This window comes from Neptunomonas japonica DSM 18939, from assembly GCF_000422765.1.
Classification (GTDB): domain Bacteria; phylum Pseudomonadota; class Gammaproteobacteria; order Pseudomonadales; family Balneatricaceae; genus Neptunomonas; species Neptunomonas japonica.
Genome location: NZ_AUGR01000009.1, coordinates 123,745 through 144,950, shown reverse-complemented (window position 1 = coordinate 144,950; position 21,206 = coordinate 123,745). Strand labels below are relative to the sequence as shown.

The window sequence follows — 21,206 nt, the reverse complement described above, 5'->3', positions numbered from 1 at the left end:
GAATTCACTGCAGGTAATATAAAATACTTATAAGATACATTTTTAACTAGATGTACTTGGAAGTAGTATGAACTTCGACCGCAAAGAGGCAGATCCAACATTGGTATGTACTTGTAATGACTTATATTTGAACGACATACAAGAATCTATTGATTACGGAGAAACAGAGTATCGTGAAATTTTTGCCGTTCATGGTTTACAACCGCGCTGCGGTGAATGTGTTGATCATGTTAACGAAATACTAAATCACAAAGCTGATATCGTCACATAATGCCGATAATGCTATTTATCGGCATTCGCATATAACACATTGTTTTTGCTATACTAGTTGAAATTATTCCAACGTGAAATCAATGCAAAATCTACCTCCTGCGTTACCTTTGTTTGACTCCATTAGCCATCTCGAAGATGGAAACCCAAGCGTTAACCAATTCATTGCAAACATCACAATGCACCGGGTTAACGATGCTGCTTTGATATACGAACACACAGTAGATTGGCTGCTAGAACAAAGACATAGCGAGAATAACTACAAAACGTATCGAAGCGAATTAACCAGCTTTCTATATTGGAGCTTTATAGAGGAAGGCGTATCTGTCTGTGATATTACACGGCGTGTATTGTTACGTTATATCGACTATTGCACAAAACCACCACAGCACCTGATTGCCTACCGTAATGTAGCTCAATTTGTAGTAGATAAAGAGTTAGAAGAACGTGTACCTAACCTTCATTGGCGCCCGTTTCTAGGCAAAAAACAGGAGGGCATTGAGCAACCTTACAAGATTACAGACAAGGCATTAAAAACGAAATTAGCCATACTTTCATCGTTTTTTAGCTACCTTATTAATGAGGAATATACTGAACGTAATCCAGCTATGATGTTGATGAAAAATGGACGATTTAAGTCAAACTCTCAAAATCTAGTGATGAACGAAGATAATGAAGAAGTTCGCTCGTTTACCCAATTACAGTGGTCTTACGTTATCTCGACATCTCTTAAACTGGCTGAATCAGAACCAGAAAGACACGAACGTACACTGTTTTTAATGAGCTTAATGTACAGCTGCTATCTACGTATTTCAGAAGCTGCAGCACGCCCTGGGTTTTCACCAATGATGGGCCAATTTAGGCGCGACACAAAAACATCAGTATGGGGGTTCCATATTCCACGCAGTAAAGGCGGCAAAAAAAGAACCGTTGCGGTCTCTGGCCAGCTACTAAAAGCGTTACAAAGATATCGATGCTTTCTTGGTTTGAGCCCATTGCCAGCACCTAATGAAAATACGCCACTGTTTATTCGACATCGCGCAGCAGGACGTGGCCGTGACGTTGGTTTATTAAATGCTAACTTGGGTATTCGCCAGCTACGCGAACTGATAAGTTTAGTTTTTGACCTAGCCGCTAATGCAGCACACAAAGAAGGTTTTGAACAAGACGCCGTCGAAATGCGGCAAATGACACCACACAGTATTCGCCATACCGGAATATCACATGACATAAATATTAATAACCGGCCACTGTCACATGTTCAAGCAGATGCTGGCCATGACAGCATCAACACCACATCACAATATCTACACACCACGAGAGTAGAACGACACGAATCTGCAGCTAAAAAACCGATCGATCATCTAGCAGACTCGTACTAATTTTGGTGCTGTACGTGCTGCTCAGTGATACTTGGTCCACACAAAATAAATCTTGGCGACTCTCCATACGAAGGCATTTCCCTAGAATTCCAGTGAAGGGTAAAGCAGCTTTTTATCAAACCTCATAATTTATAAGTAAGCACTAACCGCATTTTATAGTACCAATTAACGGGTTCCGTACTTATATATATAACTTCGCATAATGTATATTATGTTAAATTGTATGTTATTCTATTCTAGAGCTCTCCTGATCCTATTGATTTTAGCTAAGCCATAAATTTGAGATTATCTTAGTTAAAACGACCACATCTATCTATTGCAACCACTACACTCTATTCATGGCGTTAACGAGTTTTGATGCTGATAGTTTTAGACAAGCTTTGTTGGATTTATAGTTTCGTGCGGAGAGCGCCGAAGAATACTTTTTCGTGGGTAAAGTGACGCTGTGTGCAACGTACGTGCATGCTTATTTTGTTTAGATATCGGTCTAGATTATTAGTACTAATTCGAGAGCAACAAAATAATATGTATTATGTATCGCTTTAATTGTATTTTTAATACAGATAAACCGATACATAAGCTTCTTAGTATTAAAGCCTGATCTAGCAGTTTTGAATCAAACGCCACATGCTCTTTGCCGCATGCAGACCTAACTCTGACGGTCATCGCCTTGTTTATTTCACTCAGGTAGTTAGCTTTGCCTACGTATTTCCAGTATTTCTCATCCTCCTTGTCAGCTGTCACATCAAATAATTTTGCTTTGAATAAGACTGTTAATCCTTTCTTTATATCGTTGGCCGTTGTTCCAATCATTAGCTTGCTCTTATGCTTAACAGAAACAAGTTGAAACAAATTTTCCTTTAAGTCAGAAACCTCTATTGGTTGTGTGTTGAGCAATGCATCATGAATGTTAATGATTAAACTACGAGGTACAAAAGGCCAATTCATTGTCCGTAATAGTTGTCTATAGGTTTCTGTATTGGCAGGCTGGAGATCTGAAAGGCTACCCTGCTTCACTGCTTTTCTTTTAAGCTGCCCAAGCCAATGTGTCTTGCCTTTCTCTTGAAACATTTCAACGGATTGAATATCACGAATGAAAGCAGTGAAATTTGTATAACCCCAATTGCGTTCATCAAAGGCGTTATCCATAGAGATAAGTTGATTCTTTAACGTACTTAGCCCCATTGGATCACCATACTCATTGAGCATGGTTTCAACCATTGCCACTGCTTCACTCAGTTCGTATTGCGCTTCTTGCTCCTCAGCTACATCGGTATAGATATAACGGGTGCAGGAGGATTTAACACACTCACTTAAAGGAGATCGAGGGCCAACACCGATGACCTCTTTTCCCATTTCGCGTAATCGTCGAAACAGTGGTGAAAAGTCAGAATCACCCGTGGCTAATACAATATGTTCAATATCGGTTGCGCGGATAGCGCTTTCCAGTACATCCATAGTTAGCTGGATATCAGCTGAGTTTTTACCACTAACAGGGTGAAAACTATGAACAAGATCAAACCCTAAGCGATTAAGTGGAGCCTGAAGATTTGATATGTGGTTGTTGCTCCACACGCCATAGGCTTTACGTGTAACGATTCGCCCTGCGGTACTACCCAAATCCGTGACTAGCTTTTCTAGCCCATCTTCTTTTACCCATTTAGTAAGGTTTTCGACATCTACAAATATTGCTATTTTTGACTTTTCCATACATCCTTGTCCTGCTTTCCCTAACTGTATTTATCAAATCTCACGACGGCTATTTATGATTTTTTAATCAGCATATTAAATAGGTGTTGTAAAAGTTTTGCTCGGTGGCCCTTAACACTAACTTCTCTGCTGCCTCTTCAGGCAGGCTCATGCCTTTAACCTTGTCGTTCGCATCCAGAACCGCTTGCTTGTCTGCTTCTAAAACACACTCAAGACGACGTAACAGCGTAAAAGGTAGAATCACTCGGCCATACTGGCTTTGCTTAAACCACCGCGAAGTAGATCAGCGACTGACCAGATAAATGCAGCCGTTTGCGAGAAGTTGTCCATTGATGCGTATGCCTTAAATGCTGATACGCAGGGGAATAACCAGATGAAGCGTCCCCTGCCTCAATTTTGTTTAAAAATCAGTGTACTACATGGCGCTATATGGACTACAGCTCTTGCACTCGGAGTAGATGATAGCGTTGAGAAAGGACGATACGTGGGATTTAAATCGATGATTATTTCTGAAAATACATATAGGCAATCACTGCTGCATCCAAGACTACAAAAATTATCGCTACAGTGATTATTAGACCTATTTTCCCCTTTAATTTCATCACTACTCCGTACTATTTTCCACGAAAGATTAACGATCTTATTAGTCGTAACCAAAACTGCATTATTCCCACTCCATCTCTTCGAATACACGCTGTGCGTTTCGGTTTTTAATCTGCTCGTACACTTTTAAGTAGCTGAATTGGGATTGGTCGATGGCGCTGGCTGAGCTAATGTCTTCATCTGCTTGTAGTAATTTGCTTACTTCATTTCTCAAAAATGTGAGGTAGTTATAGGTATCTTGAGTTGCTATTGCTAACGTGGTCGGGTGCCCATGCCCTGGGACTATTATCTCTGGCTGCAATTCCACAATTTTTTCAAATGCTTTAATCCATTCGTGATGATGAGACTGCGAACCAATGCCCAACATGCGCTCTACATAAACAACATCACCACTAAAAAGTACTTTTTGTTTAGGCAGCCAAACGAGGGTTTCCCCTCCTGTATGGGCTGGCCCCACAGGGATTATTTTCAGTGTGATGCCTGAGATTTCTAATCTTGTGCTATCGGAGAGCGCTTTTTGAGCGGCGTGAGGCTCTGTGCCCGTCCAGCTTGGGCCTGTTAACCTTGCAGTGTTGTCGGCCTGCGATGAGCCGCGTTGTTGCTGGTCGGCTTGTGTCATTGTCGAGGTGATCGTGACCGCCCCTTTTTCCGTAAAATAGTGATTACCAAACCAACGGTGATCTTGCCCACCGGTGTTGATTATATGAGTGATAGGCTTGGGCGTTATTGTGTGAATTACTCTCTCTAATGCTTTAGCACCCTCAAGGGTTCCGCCACTATCAATCAAGATAACTCCCTCGTCTGAAACGATAAAACCAAACGTCGCATTATTGGCTAGGTTTAGTTCAGAACGCTGCTCCAGTGGGCCAATAATTGCGTAGATATTCGGTGCTACTTGTTCAATATCTAAGCTTGCGGCCCTTGCTATGGATGCATAGCTGCTGAGTATAGAAGCTACTAAAATGTATGCGCATTTTAATATGAAGCTTTTATTTGTATTCATAGGAACGCCTTATAGTTTAGATGAGGTCCTAGCCGCTTCGATTCATTGACAACGTACTGTAACTCTATATAGTGGTGGCAGCTTAGAAAAAGCGTATTTTAACCCCTTGTTATGGTTGTATTACTCGTTAGTATCCTCGTTTCACCGTTTTAAATTCCAGTCTTATTTTTCGCTAACGTTATCATTAATGATCAGAACCGTATTCTGGCTGTGATTTGCTACTCCCGTTTGGCTGTCCCCCTTCTGAATACTAATTATTTTTTCACTCACAATATTGAGTGATAACCGCCTATGTATTGCCCCGTTATAACTGTGCTCTCTCTACACTAAAGATCGAGCCGCTACGAAAAATACAAGGCTGTCTTTATTTGAGAGATATATGAGCAAAGATTTACAAAAGGCTATTAATGCCGCCGATTATGAAAAATACAGTAGTCCCATCCCTAGCCGAGAATACATTATGGGGCTACTCGATGAACCAGGAAAAGCCTTGGATCGAGATCAACTCGGCCAACTATTACAGCTTGTCAGCAGTGATGATAAAGAAGCCCTAAGACGACGCCTTAGGGCGATGGAGCGTGACGGACAATTAACTTTTGACCGTAAAAAGGGTTACAGCTTACTACGTGAAGACGACTTTATTGAAGGGTTAGTTATCGGCCACCCCGACGGTTTTGGATTTCTGGCACAGGAAGGTACGGGTAACGATATTTTCTTGCATGATAGCCAGATGCTTAAAGTGTTTAACGGTGACAAGGTTCGCATCGTTATGAGCGGTGTTAATCAGCGTGGCCGCCAGCAAGGACAGATTGTTGGCATTATTGAGAAGAATACCTCTCTGATTGTTGGCCGTTTGATGCAGGAAGAAGGTGATTATTTTCTACAGCCTGAAAACAGCCGCATTCGTAATGAGATCGATATTGCAGGTGATCAGCTAAACGGTGCCAAAGCAGGCCAATACGTCAATGTAGAGATCACTGAATATCCGTGTAATCGCTTTAATGCTGAAGGGAAAGTTGTTGAAATCCTTGGAGATTCAATGGCGCCTGGTATGGAAATTGATGTGGCTATTCGTAGCCATGATATTCCTCATAAGTGGCCGCAAACGGTATTAGATGAAGCCGCAGCGATGCCTGATGAGGTTAAAGACGCCGATAAACTTCATCGGTCTGACCTAAGACACTTACCCTTTGTCACTATTGATGGTGAAGATGCTCGGGATTTTGATGACGCTGTCTACTGTGAAAAAAGAAAATCCGGTGGCTGGCGCTTATATGTCGCTATCGCTGATGTTTCGCATTACGTTGTACCCGGTAGCGCACTGGATCAGGAAGCAGAAGAACGTGGCACCTCAGTCTACTTCCCAGGTCACGTGGTGCCGATGCTGCCAGAAGCACTGTCTAATGGTTTGTGTTCGCTCAACCCCCATGTAGATCGACTGGTCATGATCTGTGAAATGGCGATTAGCCGTGGTGGGAAAATATCCGCCTATAAATTTTCTGAAGGCATCATCAACTCGCATGCCCGCCTGACCTATAACCAAGTTGGTGCTTTATTAGCCTCTTCTGATCAGGGGTTGGGTAAGCAGGTTGCTAAGAATCATCATGCTGTCGTGCCACATATCCATGCCCTGCACCAATTGTATGCGGCGTTAAGAACGGCCCGCACCAAGCGCGGATCGATTGATTTTGAAAAACAGGAAGTGCAGTTCAAATTCACAAAAGGCAGAAAAATTGATCAGATAGTGCCGGTTATCCGTAACGATGCCCATAAGATGATCGAAGAGTTTATGCTCTGTGCTAACGTGGCTACCGCTCAATTTTTAGAAAAGTTAAACTTGCCAGCACTCTATCGCGTGCATGAAGGTCCTGGCGAAAAGAAGCTCACAAATTTGCGTGAATTTCTCAGTGAGAGAGGCCTTAATCTGGCGGGTGGCGATAAGCCAACACCCGCGCATTATGATCTTTTGCTGCGCAACATTAACGAGCGTAGCGATGCTCAGGTCATCCGTATGATGATGCTTCGCTCGCTTAGCCAAGCGGAGTATAGCGCCGATAACCAAGGGCACTTTGGCCTTGCCTATTCTGCTTACGCTCACTTTACCTCACCGATTCGCCGCTACCCTGACTTATTAGTTCACCGTGCTATTCGTTCGGTTATCCGTCGTAGTGAGAGTGGGAGTAAACTGCACCGAGTACTTAAAAAGTTTACCGGCATGGGCTCCGATCCAGTACACAGGATTAAAAGTGCTAGCCCTCTGGAGGTAGGCAAGAGCTACCCGTACGATCTGGATAAAATGAAGACGATGGCGGATCATTGCTCGCGTGTATCCCGCCGAGCCGACAAAGCAGGCTGGGATGTAGAAGCTTGGCTAAAGTGTGAATATATGCAGGATCAAGTGGGGGATACTTTCAGCGGCGTAATAAGTAGTGTCACTAATTTCGGTTTGTTTATTGAGCTTGACGATACGCTGATTGAAGGCCTAGTACATGTCACCGCCCTAAACAATGATTATTATCAGTTTGATACGGCACAACAACGTTTAGTAGGTGAGCGAACCCGAACCAGTTTTGGCATCGGTGATGACATTACTATTCGTGTTGTGCGGGTCGATATGGATCAACGCAAAATTGAATTCGAACTGGCCTAGATACCCTGCTGAGCTAAGCACTGCTTCAGCTCAGAAATCTATGTAACCGGATAAGAGTGGGCGGTTAGTTTAGCTAATCGTCTTTTCTTTATGGCTACACAGTGGGTAATGCGTGCATCCAAAGAAAGCCCCGTACGGCCCTTTCCTCTTTACGAGTGTTCCTGTGTTGCAGGATGGACACTCATGCTCTGGCGCTGTTCGCTGGGAATCTTCACTATTGAATTCATTGAGTTCAATAGCGTAATTATCGGTTAACAACTCTTTTACAAAATCCGACGTTTTGTTCATGTCTGTTAGTAGGTAGCATCGATGCTTGGCACGTGTCATAGCCACATAGAACAAGCGCCTTTCTTCAGCATCAGGAAAAGGCTCTGCTATGGGTAATAAAATTTCTAAAAGCGGATCGGTCAACTTTCGTGAAGGAAATCCATTTTTAGTGTTATCTAACCCCAAGATAACAACGTAATCAGCTTCTTTACCCTTGGATGCGTGGAATGAATGCTGCTCGATATCAAGCGTCGGAACTGAACGCTTTAGCTGCACCAGTTGGTGAGGTTCTAACAACCTGAAGTGATACCTGGCTAATAAGTAGACACAAGCCCCCTGCTTGGCTATACCTGCAATTTTCTTGAGTATCTCTAAAGTTGCTTTGAATATGTCGTTATCTGAAAGAGGCTTCATAACCAACGAAACAGCAGGCTCTTGCACAACGCTATGTGTTGTAATCTGCTTCTTCACCTGAGATGGATTTCGCATCACAAACTGTGAAGCCACCTCATTAATACTGTTGTTAAATCGGAAGGTTTTATCTAACGATGTTATTTGTGTAGGGCCAAACAATGACTCAAAACCTGTGGTGAGGCTTACATCACTGCCAGTAAAACGATAAATTGCCTGCCAATCATCACCAACACAAAACACGGATGTATTCTTTTTGGAGTCTCTTAATGCCTTGACTAATCGCGCACGGGGTTTGGAGATATCCTGAAACTCATCGACCAGAATATACGACCACGGCGATGTGAACGATCCCTCTTCAATGTACCCAATGGCTTTAGCGATCATATCTTCAAAATCGATTTCTTTATTCGATTTTAATAGGGCTTGGTAACGCTCAATAATGGGCCTTAATAAATCCATTGCTGCTTTTAGCTGGCCCGTACTTTCTACGTGGTTTGCTAACCGCTCTAACTCACCGGGTATGTAACAATTAGCGCGATAACGCTTTAAAAGGCTCGACAGCAGTAGGGAAAACTTACTAATAGCGCCAAATTCACGCAATGTATGTAAAACCGAATCCGCCGGTAAAGGCTCGAATACAACACCCTGACTCGCTAGTTTTAATTCCAGATTAGATAACAAGCAGCCTTCGCGTTGCTCATAGTGGTATGTCTCAATGAGTTGTGTAGCGTGTTTACTATGCAGTTGTCGTTTCCACTGTATGCCTGCGTTATAGCGTGCTGCATCGACATAAGGCGCTGTGTTTCCCTCTCTGTCTATACCAAAGTGCTCAATATAGATGCCGAACTCGGTGAGGTAAAAGTCAGGCTGGTACTGCTTGTAATCAGGCGTTCTGGTATTGCTTTCAAGGTACGATAACTCGTATTGATACTCAATTCCCATAGCAAACAACCAATTCGCAATGAGGCACTCTTCAAAGCTCTTAACGGCTTCGCCTTTTAGTGTTCTTATTTCATTCGCTCGGATATATTCGAAGTACTCTCCCTGCGTTTTAAAATCGAAAGGGTTGGCTTCTGGGAAGAGATGATTTTCAAAATACTTCAGGGTTGCTTCTTTGTAAGGCTGGATCTCCAGTAAGTCTGAAAACCATTGCTCTATGTGGTTATTTAAGAGCTTTTCATCACTTGCTAACGGCGAAATCGACGGTTTCTCACCTTCCACACTTGTGATAACCATTTGGCCTAGAACATGAAACGTCCATGCGCTTACGGTGGTACTTCCCAGTTTATCAGTGACTCGGTCACGCATCTCAAGGGCAGCTTTTTTACCAAAAGCGAGCATTAATATTTCTTGCCCTACGGCCTGCTTACTTTCTAATAAGTAAGCCACTCTACCCACCATAGTACTCGTTTTTCCCGTACCTGCACCGGCTAAAACAAGGTTGTTATCATCATCGATGATGCAGGCTTCGCGCTGTTTTTCTGTTAATAGATTAGATTCAATAGTGTCAAAAAGCCTTTGATAATTTTGCTTTTGTTTACAAATATATCTCGTTCTTATTTCATCGATCGCTGATGCATCTAACTCAGCCCAACGCTTAAGTTGGGATAAAGTGTCATTGCTACCTGCTAGCAAATTTAAATCGTCAGAGGGCACTGGTATCTTTACCAATGTTTTGCTGATGAAGTCACTAATGGCCTTACAGTGGCTACTTCTTAGATAACCCGTTTTTTGTAGGTAAGCCGATATTTTGACGAGAACTTTTTCGGCAGATGTGCAGTGATAGCTGTAATATTTTTCTGTAAATAAGTTCGTTAACGATGATGCGTTATTTTTATATAGCCACCCAATTGAAACTGTCATTTCTGCCGACTCAAAGACAACCTTGTCAAAAATAATGCCTGGGGTATGTTTAGCAAGACTACTAATACCCTTCCAAGCCAATTCTGTAGGCTCTTGGTCACTGTTAACCAGCACAAGACCTGATTCGTCTAAATGCACTTCTTCAAATTGATTACCAAAATACCTTCCTAACCAATGGGGTTTATAAGACAATTTTTTTACCACTGAGCAACGCCCATAACGTGTATTAACAAGGCAATACCTACCGCGACAACAGCCATATTTACGATTAACAAATAGCGAAAGACTTTGCGGCGTATTTTCCGTCTATTTTTATAAAATGTAAATCTAGCTTGCTGATTAAGTGACTCATGAGAAATCCAGACTTTACGCTCATTAATGTTATGTTATGTTATAACATAATAGAATTGAAATTTAATGGAGCCCCTTCTCATGACCCAACTACCTGTAACAGTGCTTTCAGGATTTCTTGGCGCAGGTAAGACAACAGTGCTCAGCCATATTCTCAATAATCGTCAAGGTAAGAAAGTGGCGGTTATTGTCAATGATATGAGTGAGATCAATATCGACGCAGCCATGATTCAAAGCGAGGTATCGCTGAGCCATAAGGAAGAGAAATTAATTGAAATGAGTAATGGGTGCATTTGCTGCACCTTACGAGAAGACCTGTTATTAGAGGTCAACAAGTTAGCACAGGACGGAAAGTTCGATTATCTAGTGATTGAGTCGACAGGTATTTCCGAACCGTTACCGGTTGCAGAAACCTTTACGTTTGCCGACGAAAACGGTGTATCGCTGTCAGATGTGGCAATGCTGGATACTATGGTCACTGTGGTCGACGCTGTAAATTTTCTTAAAGATTATGACGAAGCAAAATATTTGCAAGAGTCTGGTGAATCTCTAGGTGAAGAAGATGAGCGTAGCGTCGCCGACTTATTGGTTGATCAAATCGAGTTTTCTGATGTACTTCTCATCAGTAAAACCGATTTGGTAAAGGAGCCTGAAGTCGAGAGGCTAAAAGCTATTCTCAAGACCCTCAATACTCACGCGAGAATAGTCCCTATAGCTCATGGCCAGGTGGCTATCGAAGAGGTACTCAACACAGGGTTGTTCGACTTTGAGCGCGCTCAGCAAGCACCGGGCTGGCTTAAAGAGATGCGCGGGGAGCATGTGCCTGAAACTGAGGAATACGGCATTAGCAGTTTCAGCTATGCCGCACACCGCCCGTTTCACCCAGAGAAGTTCTATCAGTTTCTTCATGACACTCAGAAGTTCGGTAAATTAATTCGATCAAAAGGCTACTTTTGGCTGGCCTCTCGACCTGAGTTTGCCGGGCAGTGGAGCCAGGCTGGGGGAATCGCACGCTATGGCTTTGCAGGGATGTTTTGGAAGTCCGTTCCAAAAGAAAGCTGGCCCACAGATGAAGAGTCTCTAGCCGCAATATTTAAGCAATGGGAGGAACCTTTTGGCGACATGCGCCAAGAACTAGTATTCATTGGCCAAGAGCTTGACCAGCAAGCCATGATCAATGCCCTTAACGACTGTCTATTGTCAGAGAATGATGTACTCAAAGGAAAAGAGTATTGGACAACACTGAAGGACCCTTTTCCAGAGTGGAACGAAAGCGCATAAATATTATTCCACCACCATAGTGGTTTCTTCATTGAATGAGTGAAAACCATATATTTACACATAGCACTCAATAAGCAACACGTTTGGCAGCCGGAGATTATGCATAACCATGTCAGCAACACTTATAAAACATGCCCTCGTCGTGAACGAAGGACAGATCACAGAAACTGACTTACTTATAGTGGGTGATAAAATTGAAAAGATAGCCACCGATATACCTGCGCGACAAACCGACCGTATCATTGAAGCCAACGGTTGCTATCTACTTCCCGGCATGATTGATGACCAAGTGCATTTTCGAGAACCGGGTTTAACCAATAAAGGCACTATTGCTAGTGAGTCTCGCGCAGCTGTGGCTGGTGGTATTACCAGTTATATGGAAATGCCTAACGTTAATCCGGCCACGACAAACATTGAAGCACTCGAACAAAAATATGCCATTGCTGCTGAAAAATCTTATGCTAACTATGCGTTTTACTTAGGAGCAACTGAAGATAATATTGAGCAAATAAAAAGCCTTGATCCTAAAATTCACTGCGGTGTAAAGGTATTTATGGGAGCATCAACCGGGGATTTATTGGTTGAAGCGCCTCAGGCTCTTGATGCTATTTTTCGTGAATCACCAGTACTGATCGTTACTCATTGCGAGAGTAGCCCTGTCATTCGTAAAAATAGAGAAGCACTCCTTCGCTCAAAAGCCGTGCTGACCATTGAGGACCACCCTAAGCTTCGTGACGTAAATGCTTGCTATGCATCCTCTTCATACGCTGTGGACTTGGCTAAAAAATACCAAAGCCAATTGCACGTATTGCATATCACTACAGAAAAAGAACTTAGTTTGTTTGAACCTGGCCCCATTAAGAATAAGCATATTACTGCCGAAGCCTGTGTTCACCATTTATGGTTTAGTGATCGTGACTACGCATCTTTGGGGAATCTAATTAAGTGCAACCCATCGATAAAAAGCGCGAATGATCGTGATGCATTAATTCATGCGCTACACACCAATCAAATTGACATTGTTGCGACAGATCATGCGCCGCATACCTTGGCAGAAAAGAGAGTTGGTTATGAACAGGCCCCCGCTGGACTGCCACTTGTGCAGCACGCACTATTAAGTTTATTGGAGCATGTAAAGCATGGTCGCCTCAGTTTAACCCAGGTCGTCGAGAAAACCGCACACAATCCAGCACTTCGATACGCTATCGCTAAACGAGGGTTTGTGCGTGAAGGTTACTACGCAGATTTGGTCCTTATAGACAGCCAATCATTCACCGCGGTTACGCACGAAAACAGTTTATACCACTGCGCTTGGTCACCTTTTTCTGGGATTGAGTTTTCTTCAAAAATTAAATCTACTTGGGTAAATGGCCGACAGATCTTTTGCAGCGATAACACTGCCATAGATAAACCGTTAGCCATGCCTCTTGTGTTTGATCGTTAATCAACAGAGTTGTCATGCTTTTTTAGGCTCAATATAAGTGCAAACACTAGGTGCTATTGGTTGATAGATGGCATGGCAGAAAGGGCTAGCTCAGCCACTTCCGTTAACTCTTCAGAAGTTGCACCATTATTAGCTTGGATCGCCATACCTTGAATAACGGTTCCAAGATAACGTGCCAACGTCACTACATTAGTGGTAGCCGGGATATCGCCTTCGGCTTGGGCGCGTAATAAGCGGTCACGTACCTTTTGCTCCCCTTCTTGTCGGCGAGCAATGAGGGCCTCTTTTACGGCACTGGCTGTTTCGCTGCACGATAAAGCACCTTGTATAATAACGCAGCCTTGCGGGTGACTTTTATCTGCAAAATTTGTGGCAGCACCATACAGCATTTTTTTAACCACTTGGTGGGCTGTCGGCTCATCAAGTGCTGGCCCAAAAAAAGCACAAGGCCTCTTTTCATATACTTCGATGGCTTTTAAAAATAACTGATCTTTATTACCAAAAGTAGAATATAAGCTTGGTTTATTAATGCCCATTGCTTCCGTCAAATCTGCTAGCGAAGCGCCGTCATAACCCTTACGCCAAAAGACGTCCAAGGCTTTCTCCAGTGCAATTTCTGGATCAAAAGCACGCGGCCTGCCGACCGAAGCTGTACAACGTGATTCCGACATGACTATTCCCCTAATGACATTTATTTGTATTGCTAATCTTTTGTAGTCTAAGTGTAACGCATAGCCATACAAACTACAGGTATATACGTACAGGCAGGCTAAATTACATAGCCATATACCCCTGATTAAAAGCATTGTTGCAATCTTAAGATACTGTGTTCGAAAAATAAAATACCGATCAGTACAAAATAGATTGTACATAGCATATGCAAATTATATTCTTACCGGTCGGTACAAAACTAGTGCAAGCGTCAAGAAAATATAACTTTTCTGCAACCGCTGTACTCAGACACCCGCGGCAAAACGGTTTTACTAAAAATCACATGACTCAGGATAGTAGCACTATGAGCACAACAAAAATGATCAGGAACCTTACGCTTGGAGGCATTGCTGCCATGGTGTTAACTGCGTGTGGTGGTAAAGAAACAAACGCCCCTAGTGCTAGCGCACCTCCCCCACCCGTAGTCTCCGTTGCACAAGTCATTCATGAACACATTACCGAGTGGGATGAGTTCACAGGTCGTTTAGAAGCGCCACAAACAGTGAGCCTTGTCCCACGAGTCTCTGGCTATATCAAAAGAGTTATGTTTCAAGAAGGTGCGTTGGTAAAAAAAGGGGATGTGCTTTTTCTTATCGATTCACAACCGTTTAATACTGAGGTAAAACGCTTAAAAGCAGAGTTGAGTAAGGCTAAAGCAGCGGCACAACTGGCAAGTCATGATTACGACCGAGCAAAGAAACTGGGTAAACAGCGCGCAATTTCTAACGAGGCTGTCGATAACCGACTCGCTCAGCAACGACAAACAGCCGCACAAGTGGCTTCTGTTCAAGCAGCATTAACAAGAGCGCAATTAGACGTCGCATATACTAAGGTTACCGCCCCGATTGATGGACGTGCATCCTATGCACTGGTGACTGAAGGGAATTTTGTTAATGCGGGCCAAAGTGAGCTAACCAGCTTGGTGTCGACTGATACCATGTACGCCTACTTTAATCTGGATGAGCAAACTTACCTTAAATACAACAAGCTAGCTCATGCCGGTAAACGTGTTGATACACGTGATACTAATACCAACAATCCTGTGTATATGGGACTTGCTAACGATACTGGCTATTCCCACATCGGTCATATCGATTTTGTTGATAACCGTATGAACCAACAAACCGGCACCATTCGCGTTCGTGCCCGCTTTGCAAACCAAGATAACAACTTAATTCCAGGTTTATTTACACGCCTTAAGCTCATCGGGAGCGATACCTATAAAGGCATTCTTATCGATAATAAAGCCATCGGTACAGACCTTAACAACAAATTTGTTTTAGTTGTAAATGCCGAGAACACACTGGAATACCGCCCTGTTACCCTTGGCGAAACGATCAACGGCCTTCGCATTGTGACTCAAGGGTTGTCACCTGAAGATGTCATTGTTGTTAATGGTTTACAGCGTGTTCGCCCCGCTATGCAGGTCAACCCGAACTCTGTTTCCATGGCGAGCGATGAAGAGTTAGCAGCACTGCTCTCAGAGCAACAAACCTTAGATCGAGCCAGTGCAGCACTTGGCAGCGCTGTAGAACCAACAGAAAACCGCGGTTAAGCCAACGCTCTAGGTTCAGTAAGGAGCCACTATGTTATCCCAATTTTTTATCAAGCGACCGATATTTGCGGCCGTGCTTTCTTTGTTATTTTTTATTGGCGGGGCAATAGCTGTATGGCAATTACCCATTACCGAATATCCCGATGTTGTACCGCCTACGGTTGTCGTCACGGCTAACTATCCAGGCGCCAACCCAAAAGTTATTGCTGAAACGGTCGCCTCACCGCTTGAACAAGAGATCAACGGTGTAGAAGACATGTTGTATATGTCGTCTCAGGCCACGTCAGATGGACGCATGACACTGACCATCACGTTTGCGATTGGTACCGATATTGACTTGGCACAAACCCAAGTGCAAAGCCGTGTAGAGCGTGCGAAACCGCGTTTACCACAAGAGGTACAGCGCCTTGGCGTAGTCACAGAAAAATCTTCTCCTAGTCTCACTATGGTGGTGCATTTAACATCGCCTGATGACAGATACGACATGCTCTATCTTTCTAACTACGCAGCACTCAACGTTAAAGATGAGCTAGCGCGCATTGAAGGTGTGGGTGCTGTACGTTTGTTTGGTGCGGGTGAATACAGCATGCGTGTTTGGCTTGACCCCAATAAAATCGCAGCTCTTAGCTTATCTCCTTCAGACGTTATTGCCGCTATTCGCGAACAGAATCAGCAAGCTGCTGCCGGAAGCTTAGGTGCTCAACCGAGTGGTAAAGCAGACTTTCAACTCCTGATTAATGTTAAAGGACGTCTTTCAAAAGTAGAAGAATTTGAAGATATCATTGTGAATGTGGGTGCTCAGGGAGAGATCACACGTTTAAAAGATGTTGCACGAGTAGAGCTGGGTTCTTCTGCTTACGCCCTTCGTTCTTTATTAGATAACCAAGACGCCGTTGCTATTCCGGTCTTCCAAGCTTCGGGCTCAAATGCTATTCAGATCTCTGATGATGTTCGCTCAAAAATGGCAGAGCTCTCACAAACCTTTCCGGAAGGTTTGAACTATGACATTGTCTACGATCCCACCGTGTTTGTACGGGGCTCTATTGAAGCGGTGGTTAAAACCTTACTCGAAGCCATCTTATTGGTGGTTATTGTTGTGGTACTCTTCTTGCAAACATGGCGCGCCTCTATCATTCCATTGGTAGCAGTGCCTGTCTCCTTAGTTGGTACCTTTGCGTTTATGCATTTTTTAGGTTTTTCATTAAACGCGCTCTCTTTGTTCGGGTTAGTGTTAGCGATCGGTATCGTCGTGGACGATGCTATTGTTGTCGTTGAAAACGTTGAGCGAAATATCGAAGACGGCTTATCGCCTATCGCCGCAACACAAAAAGCCATGAAGGAAGTAACAGGCCCTATCGTAGCAACCACCTTAGTGTTAGCCGCAGTCTTTATCCCTACGGCCTTTATGTCGGGCTTAACGGGCCAGTTCTATAAACAGTTTGCCCTCACTATTACTATCTCTACCTTTATTTCTGCAATCAATTCGCTAACACTCAGCCCTGCTTTGTCTGCTTTACTACTAAAAGGCCGCCACGAAAAAAAGGATTGGTTAACACGGAGCATGGACACCTTGCTAGGTGGCTGGTTGTTTAAACCATTTAACCTATTTTTTGCAAAGTTATCTCATGGTTACGGCTGGCTGGTTAAAAAAGTAATCCATTTTGGTGCAGTGATGGGCATACTCTATATTGGTTTAATTGGTCTAACCGGTTACCAGTTTAACACGACACCAACGGGTTATGTGCCAGGTCAAGATAAGCAATACCTGATTGCTTTTGCACAGTTACCTGATGCAGCATCATTGGAGCGTACCGAGGCTGTCATTAAAGAGATGTCACGTATTGCTCTTGAGCAACCCGGTGTTTCTCACTCCGTCGCGTTTCCTGGCCTTAACATCAATGGCTTTACCAACAGTCCAAATAGCGGTGTTGTATTCACGCCATTAACGGACTTTGATCAGCGTACAGATCCTTCACTTTCAGCTAAAGCGATAGCCGGTGCACTCAACCAAAAGTTTGCTGGAATCGAGGATGCATTTATTGCCATTTTCCCGCCTCCACCGGTCATGGGTTTAGGCACCATTGGGGGATTTCGTCTGCAAATACAAGACCGAGCAAACTACGGTTATGACGAACTCTATAAGGTCACAATGCAAGTCATGCAAAAAGCATGGGCTACACCAGAGTTGGCTGGTGTTTTCTCAAGCTATCAGGTAAATGTTCCCCAGCTGGATCTGGATATAGACCGGACTAAGGCTAAGCAGCAATCCGTGTCATTAAATGAGCTATTTGACACACTGCAAGCCTACATGGGTTCGGCTTATGTTAATGACTTCAATCAGTTTGGGCGCACCTATCAGGTTAACGTACAAGCCGATGAACAATTCAGGCAAACACCTAAGCAAATAAATCAATTAAAAGTCCGTAACCAAAACGGTGAAATGATTCCTCTAGGCTCATTTATTAACGTAAGTAATACCGCAGGCCCTGACCGTGTTATGCATTACAACGGCTTTACTACTGCAGAGCTAAATGGTGGCCCAGCACCTGGTTTTAGTAGCGGCGAAGCACAAGCGGCTATAGAAAAAATTCTTGCAGAAACTTTGCCTAACGGCATGACCTATGAGTGGACGGAGTTAACCTATCAGCAAATTTTGGCAGGTAACGCCGGCATGTTTATTTACCCATTAGTCATATTATTGGTGTTCATGGTATTGGCCGCGCAGTACGAAAGCTTGAGTTTACCAATGGCTATCATCCTCATCATTCCAATGACGCTGTTATCAGCGCTAACAGGAGTACTTATTTACGGCGGAGATAATAATATCTTCACACAAATAGGCCTAGTGGTGTTGGTGGGCTTAGCAACCAAGAACGCGATACTGATTGTTGAGTTTGCGCGAGAGCTGCAAGATCACGGCATGAATCGACTTGATGCCATTTTAGAAGCAGGACGACTACGTTTACGCCCTATTTTGATGACCTCTATTGCCTTCATCATGGGTGTAGTGCCTATGGTTTTCTCCAGCGGTGCTGGTTCTGAAATGCGCCAAGCGATGGGCGTAGCCGTGTTCTCTGGCATGATTGGTGTCACTATTTTTGGTCTAATTTTAACGCCACTGTTCTATTACGTACTGGCAAAACGCGAACCAAAAACCAATGTTATTGCCGATGAAACCAAGCACAAGGTAGGAGTGTAAGTCATGAAAACAGCCGTCCTTGCCTTGATTGTCGGCACACTCACAGCGTGTGCTGTTGGTCCAAACTACCAAGCACCTTTAGAAGTTAAAGATGTGCCTTTTAGCAGCCCTTATCAGCACTCGAATCTAGCGATTAACTGGTGGAAAGCCTTTGATGATCCAGTACTCAATCAACTAATAGAAAAAGCGTTAGTGGAAAACAGCACAATTACTAAAGCGCGCGCCAATGTAGGACGTGCTTATTTAGTCTTTAAGGATACAGACAATAACAGCTTGCCAACGGGCACCTTGGATTCAGGTTATCAAGCTTATGAGAACAGCACTTTAGCCTCGAGTAATGATGGCGTCATTAGCCGTGGCTACACAACGGGGGCTAGCCTATCGTGGGATATAGATCTGTTTGGCAAGATCCAACGCGCCAGCGAAGCGGCTCAAGCCAATCTACAGCAAGCGAATATTTTATGGCACGATGCACAACTACAGATCATAAGCCAGGTAGCTGTCAGCTACGGTGACTATCGAGGCGCACAATTGCGTCTACAGGTCGCCCAAGAGAATCTTGATAACCTCGAACAGAGCAGAGCCATCGTTCTTGCTCGTTTACAGGTCGGCATGGCATCAGAGCTTGAACTAGCACGTATGGATGCTCAACTTTACGAAGTAAAAGCAAACATCCCCGCCTACGAAAGCCAACTACAATCAGCCGACGCGACACTTTCCTCGTTACTTGCACAAAGCCCTGGACAGCTCGCTTTAGACGAGAGTAAAAACTCACCTCAACTCATACAACTCCCGCAATTACAAAAACCTGTCACGATTGTACAAGGTGAAAACTACCTACGCTATCGTGCAGACGTTGCCAGTAGTGAGCGTGCGCTTGCTGCAAGTACTGCTCTAATAGGTGTCGCTACAGCAGATTTATATCCTAATTTATCTATTGGCGGTTTTCTGGGCTTCTTATCTGGCCCTGGGTTTTCGTTAAATAGTGCTAGTCAAAGTTGGTCGATAGCCCCAACACTTAGTTGGCAAGCAGCTGATTTAAGCTCGGTAAGAGCACGCATTAATTCAGCTAAAGCCAGTTCACGCATGGCTTTGGCTGATTTTGAACAAAGTGTATTTACTGCTCTTAATGAGATGTCGCTATCACTTAAAAATTACAATCTAAGCCGTCAACAAGAGATAATGACAATACAACAGCGTGAAGCGAGCCAGAAAGCCGTTCGTATTGCTCGCCAACGTTATAACGCCGGTAGTGGTGAGTTTCTTGATCTATTAGATGCTGAGCGCGAATTGCTACGCAGTCGTGATCAAAAAGCGCAACTAGAACAACAAACCTTTACTCGTTTAGTGGGTATTTATCAGGCATTTGGCGGAGGTGTAAATGTTCTATAATTCAGATGCCAAATAGAGCTAGCATTTTATAGTGACAGGGCTACCAAGACACCAGTAAGCACCATTTGGTTTACTGGCTTGGACTTACTGGAAAAACAAGCACGAGAACAGCTTATACCATTGTGCTTGGTCGCCTTTTTCTGGGATTGAGTTTTCGTCAAAAATTAAATCGACCTGGGTGGGTCAGGAGAAATGAGCCCACCTCTGCAGTATACAATCTCTGTTCAAGAATCGTGCATCAATACTATTCATACAAAACACCTTAGATATCTTCATCTTTCGTTTATTCTTCTGTAAAGCCTTGACTCAGGTCCAACTTATGATTTATAAATAATAATCATTATCATTATCATTATCATTATCATTACTGTTAGCATTAAAATGAATATTTGGCTATTTCTCTTATCTTATCTAGAACTAAATGTCCGCCATGATAGGTGTCTGGATAACCCTAAAATACTCCTGTACGGCCCCAAGAAAATCATAGAGCGGACCGGCTCTACTCATACAAGAGCACGACGCTCCACTCACAATTTAAAAACTTACTTTTTAGGCGTCCTCGATTCTCTAGTGCAAAGAACACAGTTATCAGTGTGGCATAAAAAGTTTGGTAAAAAATAACTTGCAGAGTCTAGATAGTAGTCAACAGGCATCAGTTGTGAGAAACAAGAGAGCCCAAAAATGAAACAATGGAAAAAGAACATATTAGCTGGGAATCAGCTCTTCGATCTACAACAGTATAGCGAAGCAACTAACTACTACCTACAAGCTAAAACATGTGCGAGAGACCTACTCAATAATTGGAATAATGCTGAAGAAGCTATAGCAGCCATCGTTGTAAGCCAACTAAACATGGCTGATTTGCATTCTCACAGGCAACATTTTCAACAAGCAGAACACGAATTACAAAACCTTCACACATACTTACTTCAAGCGTTAAAAGAAAATGCCGACGGTGACCGTGAACCAGCAATTCGTAACGGTCTGCGACGCAGCTACACAGCCTTACTTCAATTTATAGCAGTACATTATTCACAAGAGAACCCCCCTATTCCCACCGCGCAACCCTGGTTCACTGAACCTACTACAAAAACCAGCTCCATTAACTAAG

At 43.5% G+C, this 21,206-nt stretch carries 14 protein-coding genes; 9 read left to right on the top strand and 5 right to left on the bottom strand.

The features are described 5' to 3' along the window. The first annotated feature begins 67 nt into the window (after positions 1-67). On the top strand, positions 68-271 hold the full coding sequence (locus G511_RS0107480; protein ID WP_028469089.1) for a (2Fe-2S)-binding protein: 204 nt from the start codon (positions 68-70) through the stop codon (positions 269-271). A gap of 82 nt (positions 272-353) precedes the next feature. After that, on the top strand, positions 354-1,652 hold the full coding sequence (locus tag G511_RS0107475) for a tyrosine-type recombinase/integrase (RefSeq protein WP_028469088.1): 1,299 nt from the start codon (positions 354-356) through the stop codon (positions 1,650-1,652). Positions 1,653-2,153: 501 nt separating this feature from the next. Here G511_RS0107475 and G511_RS22105 read toward each other — a convergent pair. The 3 genes from G511_RS22105 to G511_RS22100 form a co-directional block, all read right to left on the bottom strand. After that, positions 2,154-3,362, bottom strand: a complete 1,209-nt coding sequence (locus G511_RS22105) for an NYN domain-containing protein (RefSeq protein WP_051221691.1) — start codon at positions 3,360-3,362, stop codon at positions 2,154-2,156. 67 nt (positions 3,363-3,429) lie between these two features. Next, complete coding sequence (locus G511_RS24715) at positions 3,430-3,606, bottom strand: type I restriction-modification system subunit M N-terminal domain-containing protein (RefSeq protein ID WP_245573833.1); 177 nt, start codon at positions 3,604-3,606, stop codon at positions 3,430-3,432. 420 nt (positions 3,607-4,026) lie between these two features. Continuing rightward, positions 4,027-4,968 (bottom strand): MBL fold metallo-hydrolase, encoded by a 942-nt coding sequence (locus tag G511_RS22100; RefSeq protein WP_051221689.1) that lies wholly within the window; start codon positions 4,966-4,968, stop codon positions 4,027-4,029. 379 nt (positions 4,969-5,347) lie between these two features. Between G511_RS22100 and rnr the strand changes: the two genes are divergently transcribed. Further along, a complete protein-coding gene (gene rnr, locus G511_RS0107445; RefSeq protein ID WP_028469087.1) occupies positions 5,348-7,618 on the top strand; it encodes a ribonuclease R in 2,271 nt (756 codons plus the stop codon). A 69-nt stretch (positions 7,619-7,687) separates the two neighbouring features. Here the strand turns inward: rnr and G511_RS22095 are convergent, their stop codons facing one another. Further along, positions 7,688-10,354, bottom strand: coding sequence for a UvrD-helicase domain-containing protein (locus G511_RS22095; protein ID WP_156905172.1), 2,667 nt, complete (start codon positions 10,352-10,354; stop codon positions 7,688-7,690). A gap of 240 nt (positions 10,355-10,594) precedes the next feature. Here G511_RS22095 and zigA point away from each other — a divergent pair, with 240 nt between their 5' ends. Together zigA and G511_RS0107430 are read left to right on the top strand one after the other, a co-directional pair. Then, positions 10,595-11,794 carry a zinc metallochaperone GTPase ZigA gene (zigA, locus tag G511_RS0107435; protein ID WP_028469086.1) on the top strand — a complete coding sequence of 400 codons (1,200 nt, stop codon included), beginning with the start codon at positions 10,595-10,597 and terminating at the stop codon, positions 11,792-11,794. A 109-nt stretch (positions 11,795-11,903) separates the two neighbouring features. Next, the gene (locus G511_RS0107430) at positions 11,904-13,238 is read left to right on the top strand and encodes a dihydroorotase (protein ID WP_028469085.1); all 1,335 of its coding nucleotides are present in this window, start codon (positions 11,904-11,906) and stop codon (positions 13,236-13,238) included. A gap of 53 nt (positions 13,239-13,291) precedes the next feature. Here the strand turns inward: G511_RS0107430 and G511_RS0107425 are convergent, their stop codons facing one another. Continuing rightward, positions 13,292-13,909: a TetR/AcrR family transcriptional regulator gene (locus tag G511_RS0107425; protein WP_028469084.1), complete on the bottom strand. Its 618-nt coding sequence runs from the start codon at positions 13,907-13,909 to the stop codon at positions 13,292-13,294. A gap of 344 nt (positions 13,910-14,253) precedes the next feature. On the opposite strand from G511_RS0107425, the gene G511_RS0107420 reads away from it, so the two are divergent. The 4 genes from G511_RS0107420 (at position 14,254) to G511_RS22090 (ending at position 21,205) form a co-directional block, all read left to right on the top strand. Further along, positions 14,254-15,504, top strand: a complete 1,251-nt coding sequence (locus G511_RS0107420; RefSeq protein WP_028469083.1) for an efflux RND transporter periplasmic adaptor subunit — start codon at positions 14,254-14,256, stop codon at positions 15,502-15,504. 31 nt (positions 15,505-15,535) lie between these two features. Then, a complete protein-coding gene (locus G511_RS0107415) occupies positions 15,536-18,703 on the top strand; it encodes an efflux RND transporter permease subunit (RefSeq protein ID WP_028469082.1) in 3,168 nt (1,055 codons plus the stop codon). Positions 18,704-18,706: 3 nt separating this feature from the next. Beyond that, the gene (locus G511_RS0107410) at positions 18,707-20,095 is read left to right on the top strand and encodes an efflux transporter outer membrane subunit (protein WP_028469081.1); all 1,389 of its coding nucleotides are present in this window, start codon (positions 18,707-18,709) and stop codon (positions 20,093-20,095) included. 681 nt (positions 20,096-20,776) lie between these two features. Continuing rightward, a complete protein-coding gene (locus G511_RS22090; protein WP_051221685.1) occupies positions 20,777-21,205 on the top strand; it encodes a hypothetical protein in 429 nt (142 codons plus the stop codon). Position 21,206 lies beyond the last annotated feature (1 nt).

Excerpts from the sequence above, each read along its gene's own strand:
- G511_RS0107480 (WP_028469089.1), top strand. The coding sequence starts at position 68 with ATGAACTTCGACCGCAAAGAGGCAGATCCAACATTGGTATGTACTTGT.
- G511_RS0107475 (WP_028469088.1), top strand. The coding sequence starts at position 354 with ATGCAAAATCTACCTCCTGCGTTACCTTTGTTTGACTCCATTAGCCAT.
- G511_RS22105 (WP_051221691.1), bottom strand. The coding sequence starts at position 3,362 with ATGGAAAAGTCAAAAATAGCAATATTTGTAGATGTCGAAAACCTTACT.
- G511_RS22100 (WP_051221689.1), bottom strand. The coding sequence starts at position 4,968 with ATGAATACAAATAAAAGCTTCATATTAAAATGCGCATACATTTTAGTA.
- rnr (WP_028469087.1), top strand. The coding sequence starts at position 5,348 with ATGAGCAAAGATTTACAAAAGGCTATTAATGCCGCCGATTATGAAAAA.
- zigA (WP_028469086.1), top strand. The coding sequence starts at position 10,595 with ATGACCCAACTACCTGTAACAGTGCTTTCAGGATTTCTTGGCGCAGGT.
- G511_RS0107430 (WP_028469085.1), top strand. The coding sequence starts at position 11,904 with ATGTCAGCAACACTTATAAAACATGCCCTCGTCGTGAACGAAGGACAG.
- G511_RS0107425 (WP_028469084.1), bottom strand. The coding sequence starts at position 13,909 with ATGTCGGAATCACGTTGTACAGCTTCGGTCGGCAGGCCGCGTGCTTTT.
- G511_RS0107420 (WP_028469083.1), top strand. The coding sequence starts at position 14,254 with ATGAGCACAACAAAAATGATCAGGAACCTTACGCTTGGAGGCATTGCT.
- G511_RS0107415 (WP_028469082.1), top strand. The coding sequence starts at position 15,536 with ATGTTATCCCAATTTTTTATCAAGCGACCGATATTTGCGGCCGTGCTT.
- G511_RS0107410 (WP_028469081.1), top strand. The coding sequence starts at position 18,707 with ATGAAAACAGCCGTCCTTGCCTTGATTGTCGGCACACTCACAGCGTGT.
- G511_RS22090 (WP_051221685.1), top strand. The coding sequence starts at position 20,777 with ATGAAACAATGGAAAAAGAACATATTAGCTGGGAATCAGCTCTTCGAT.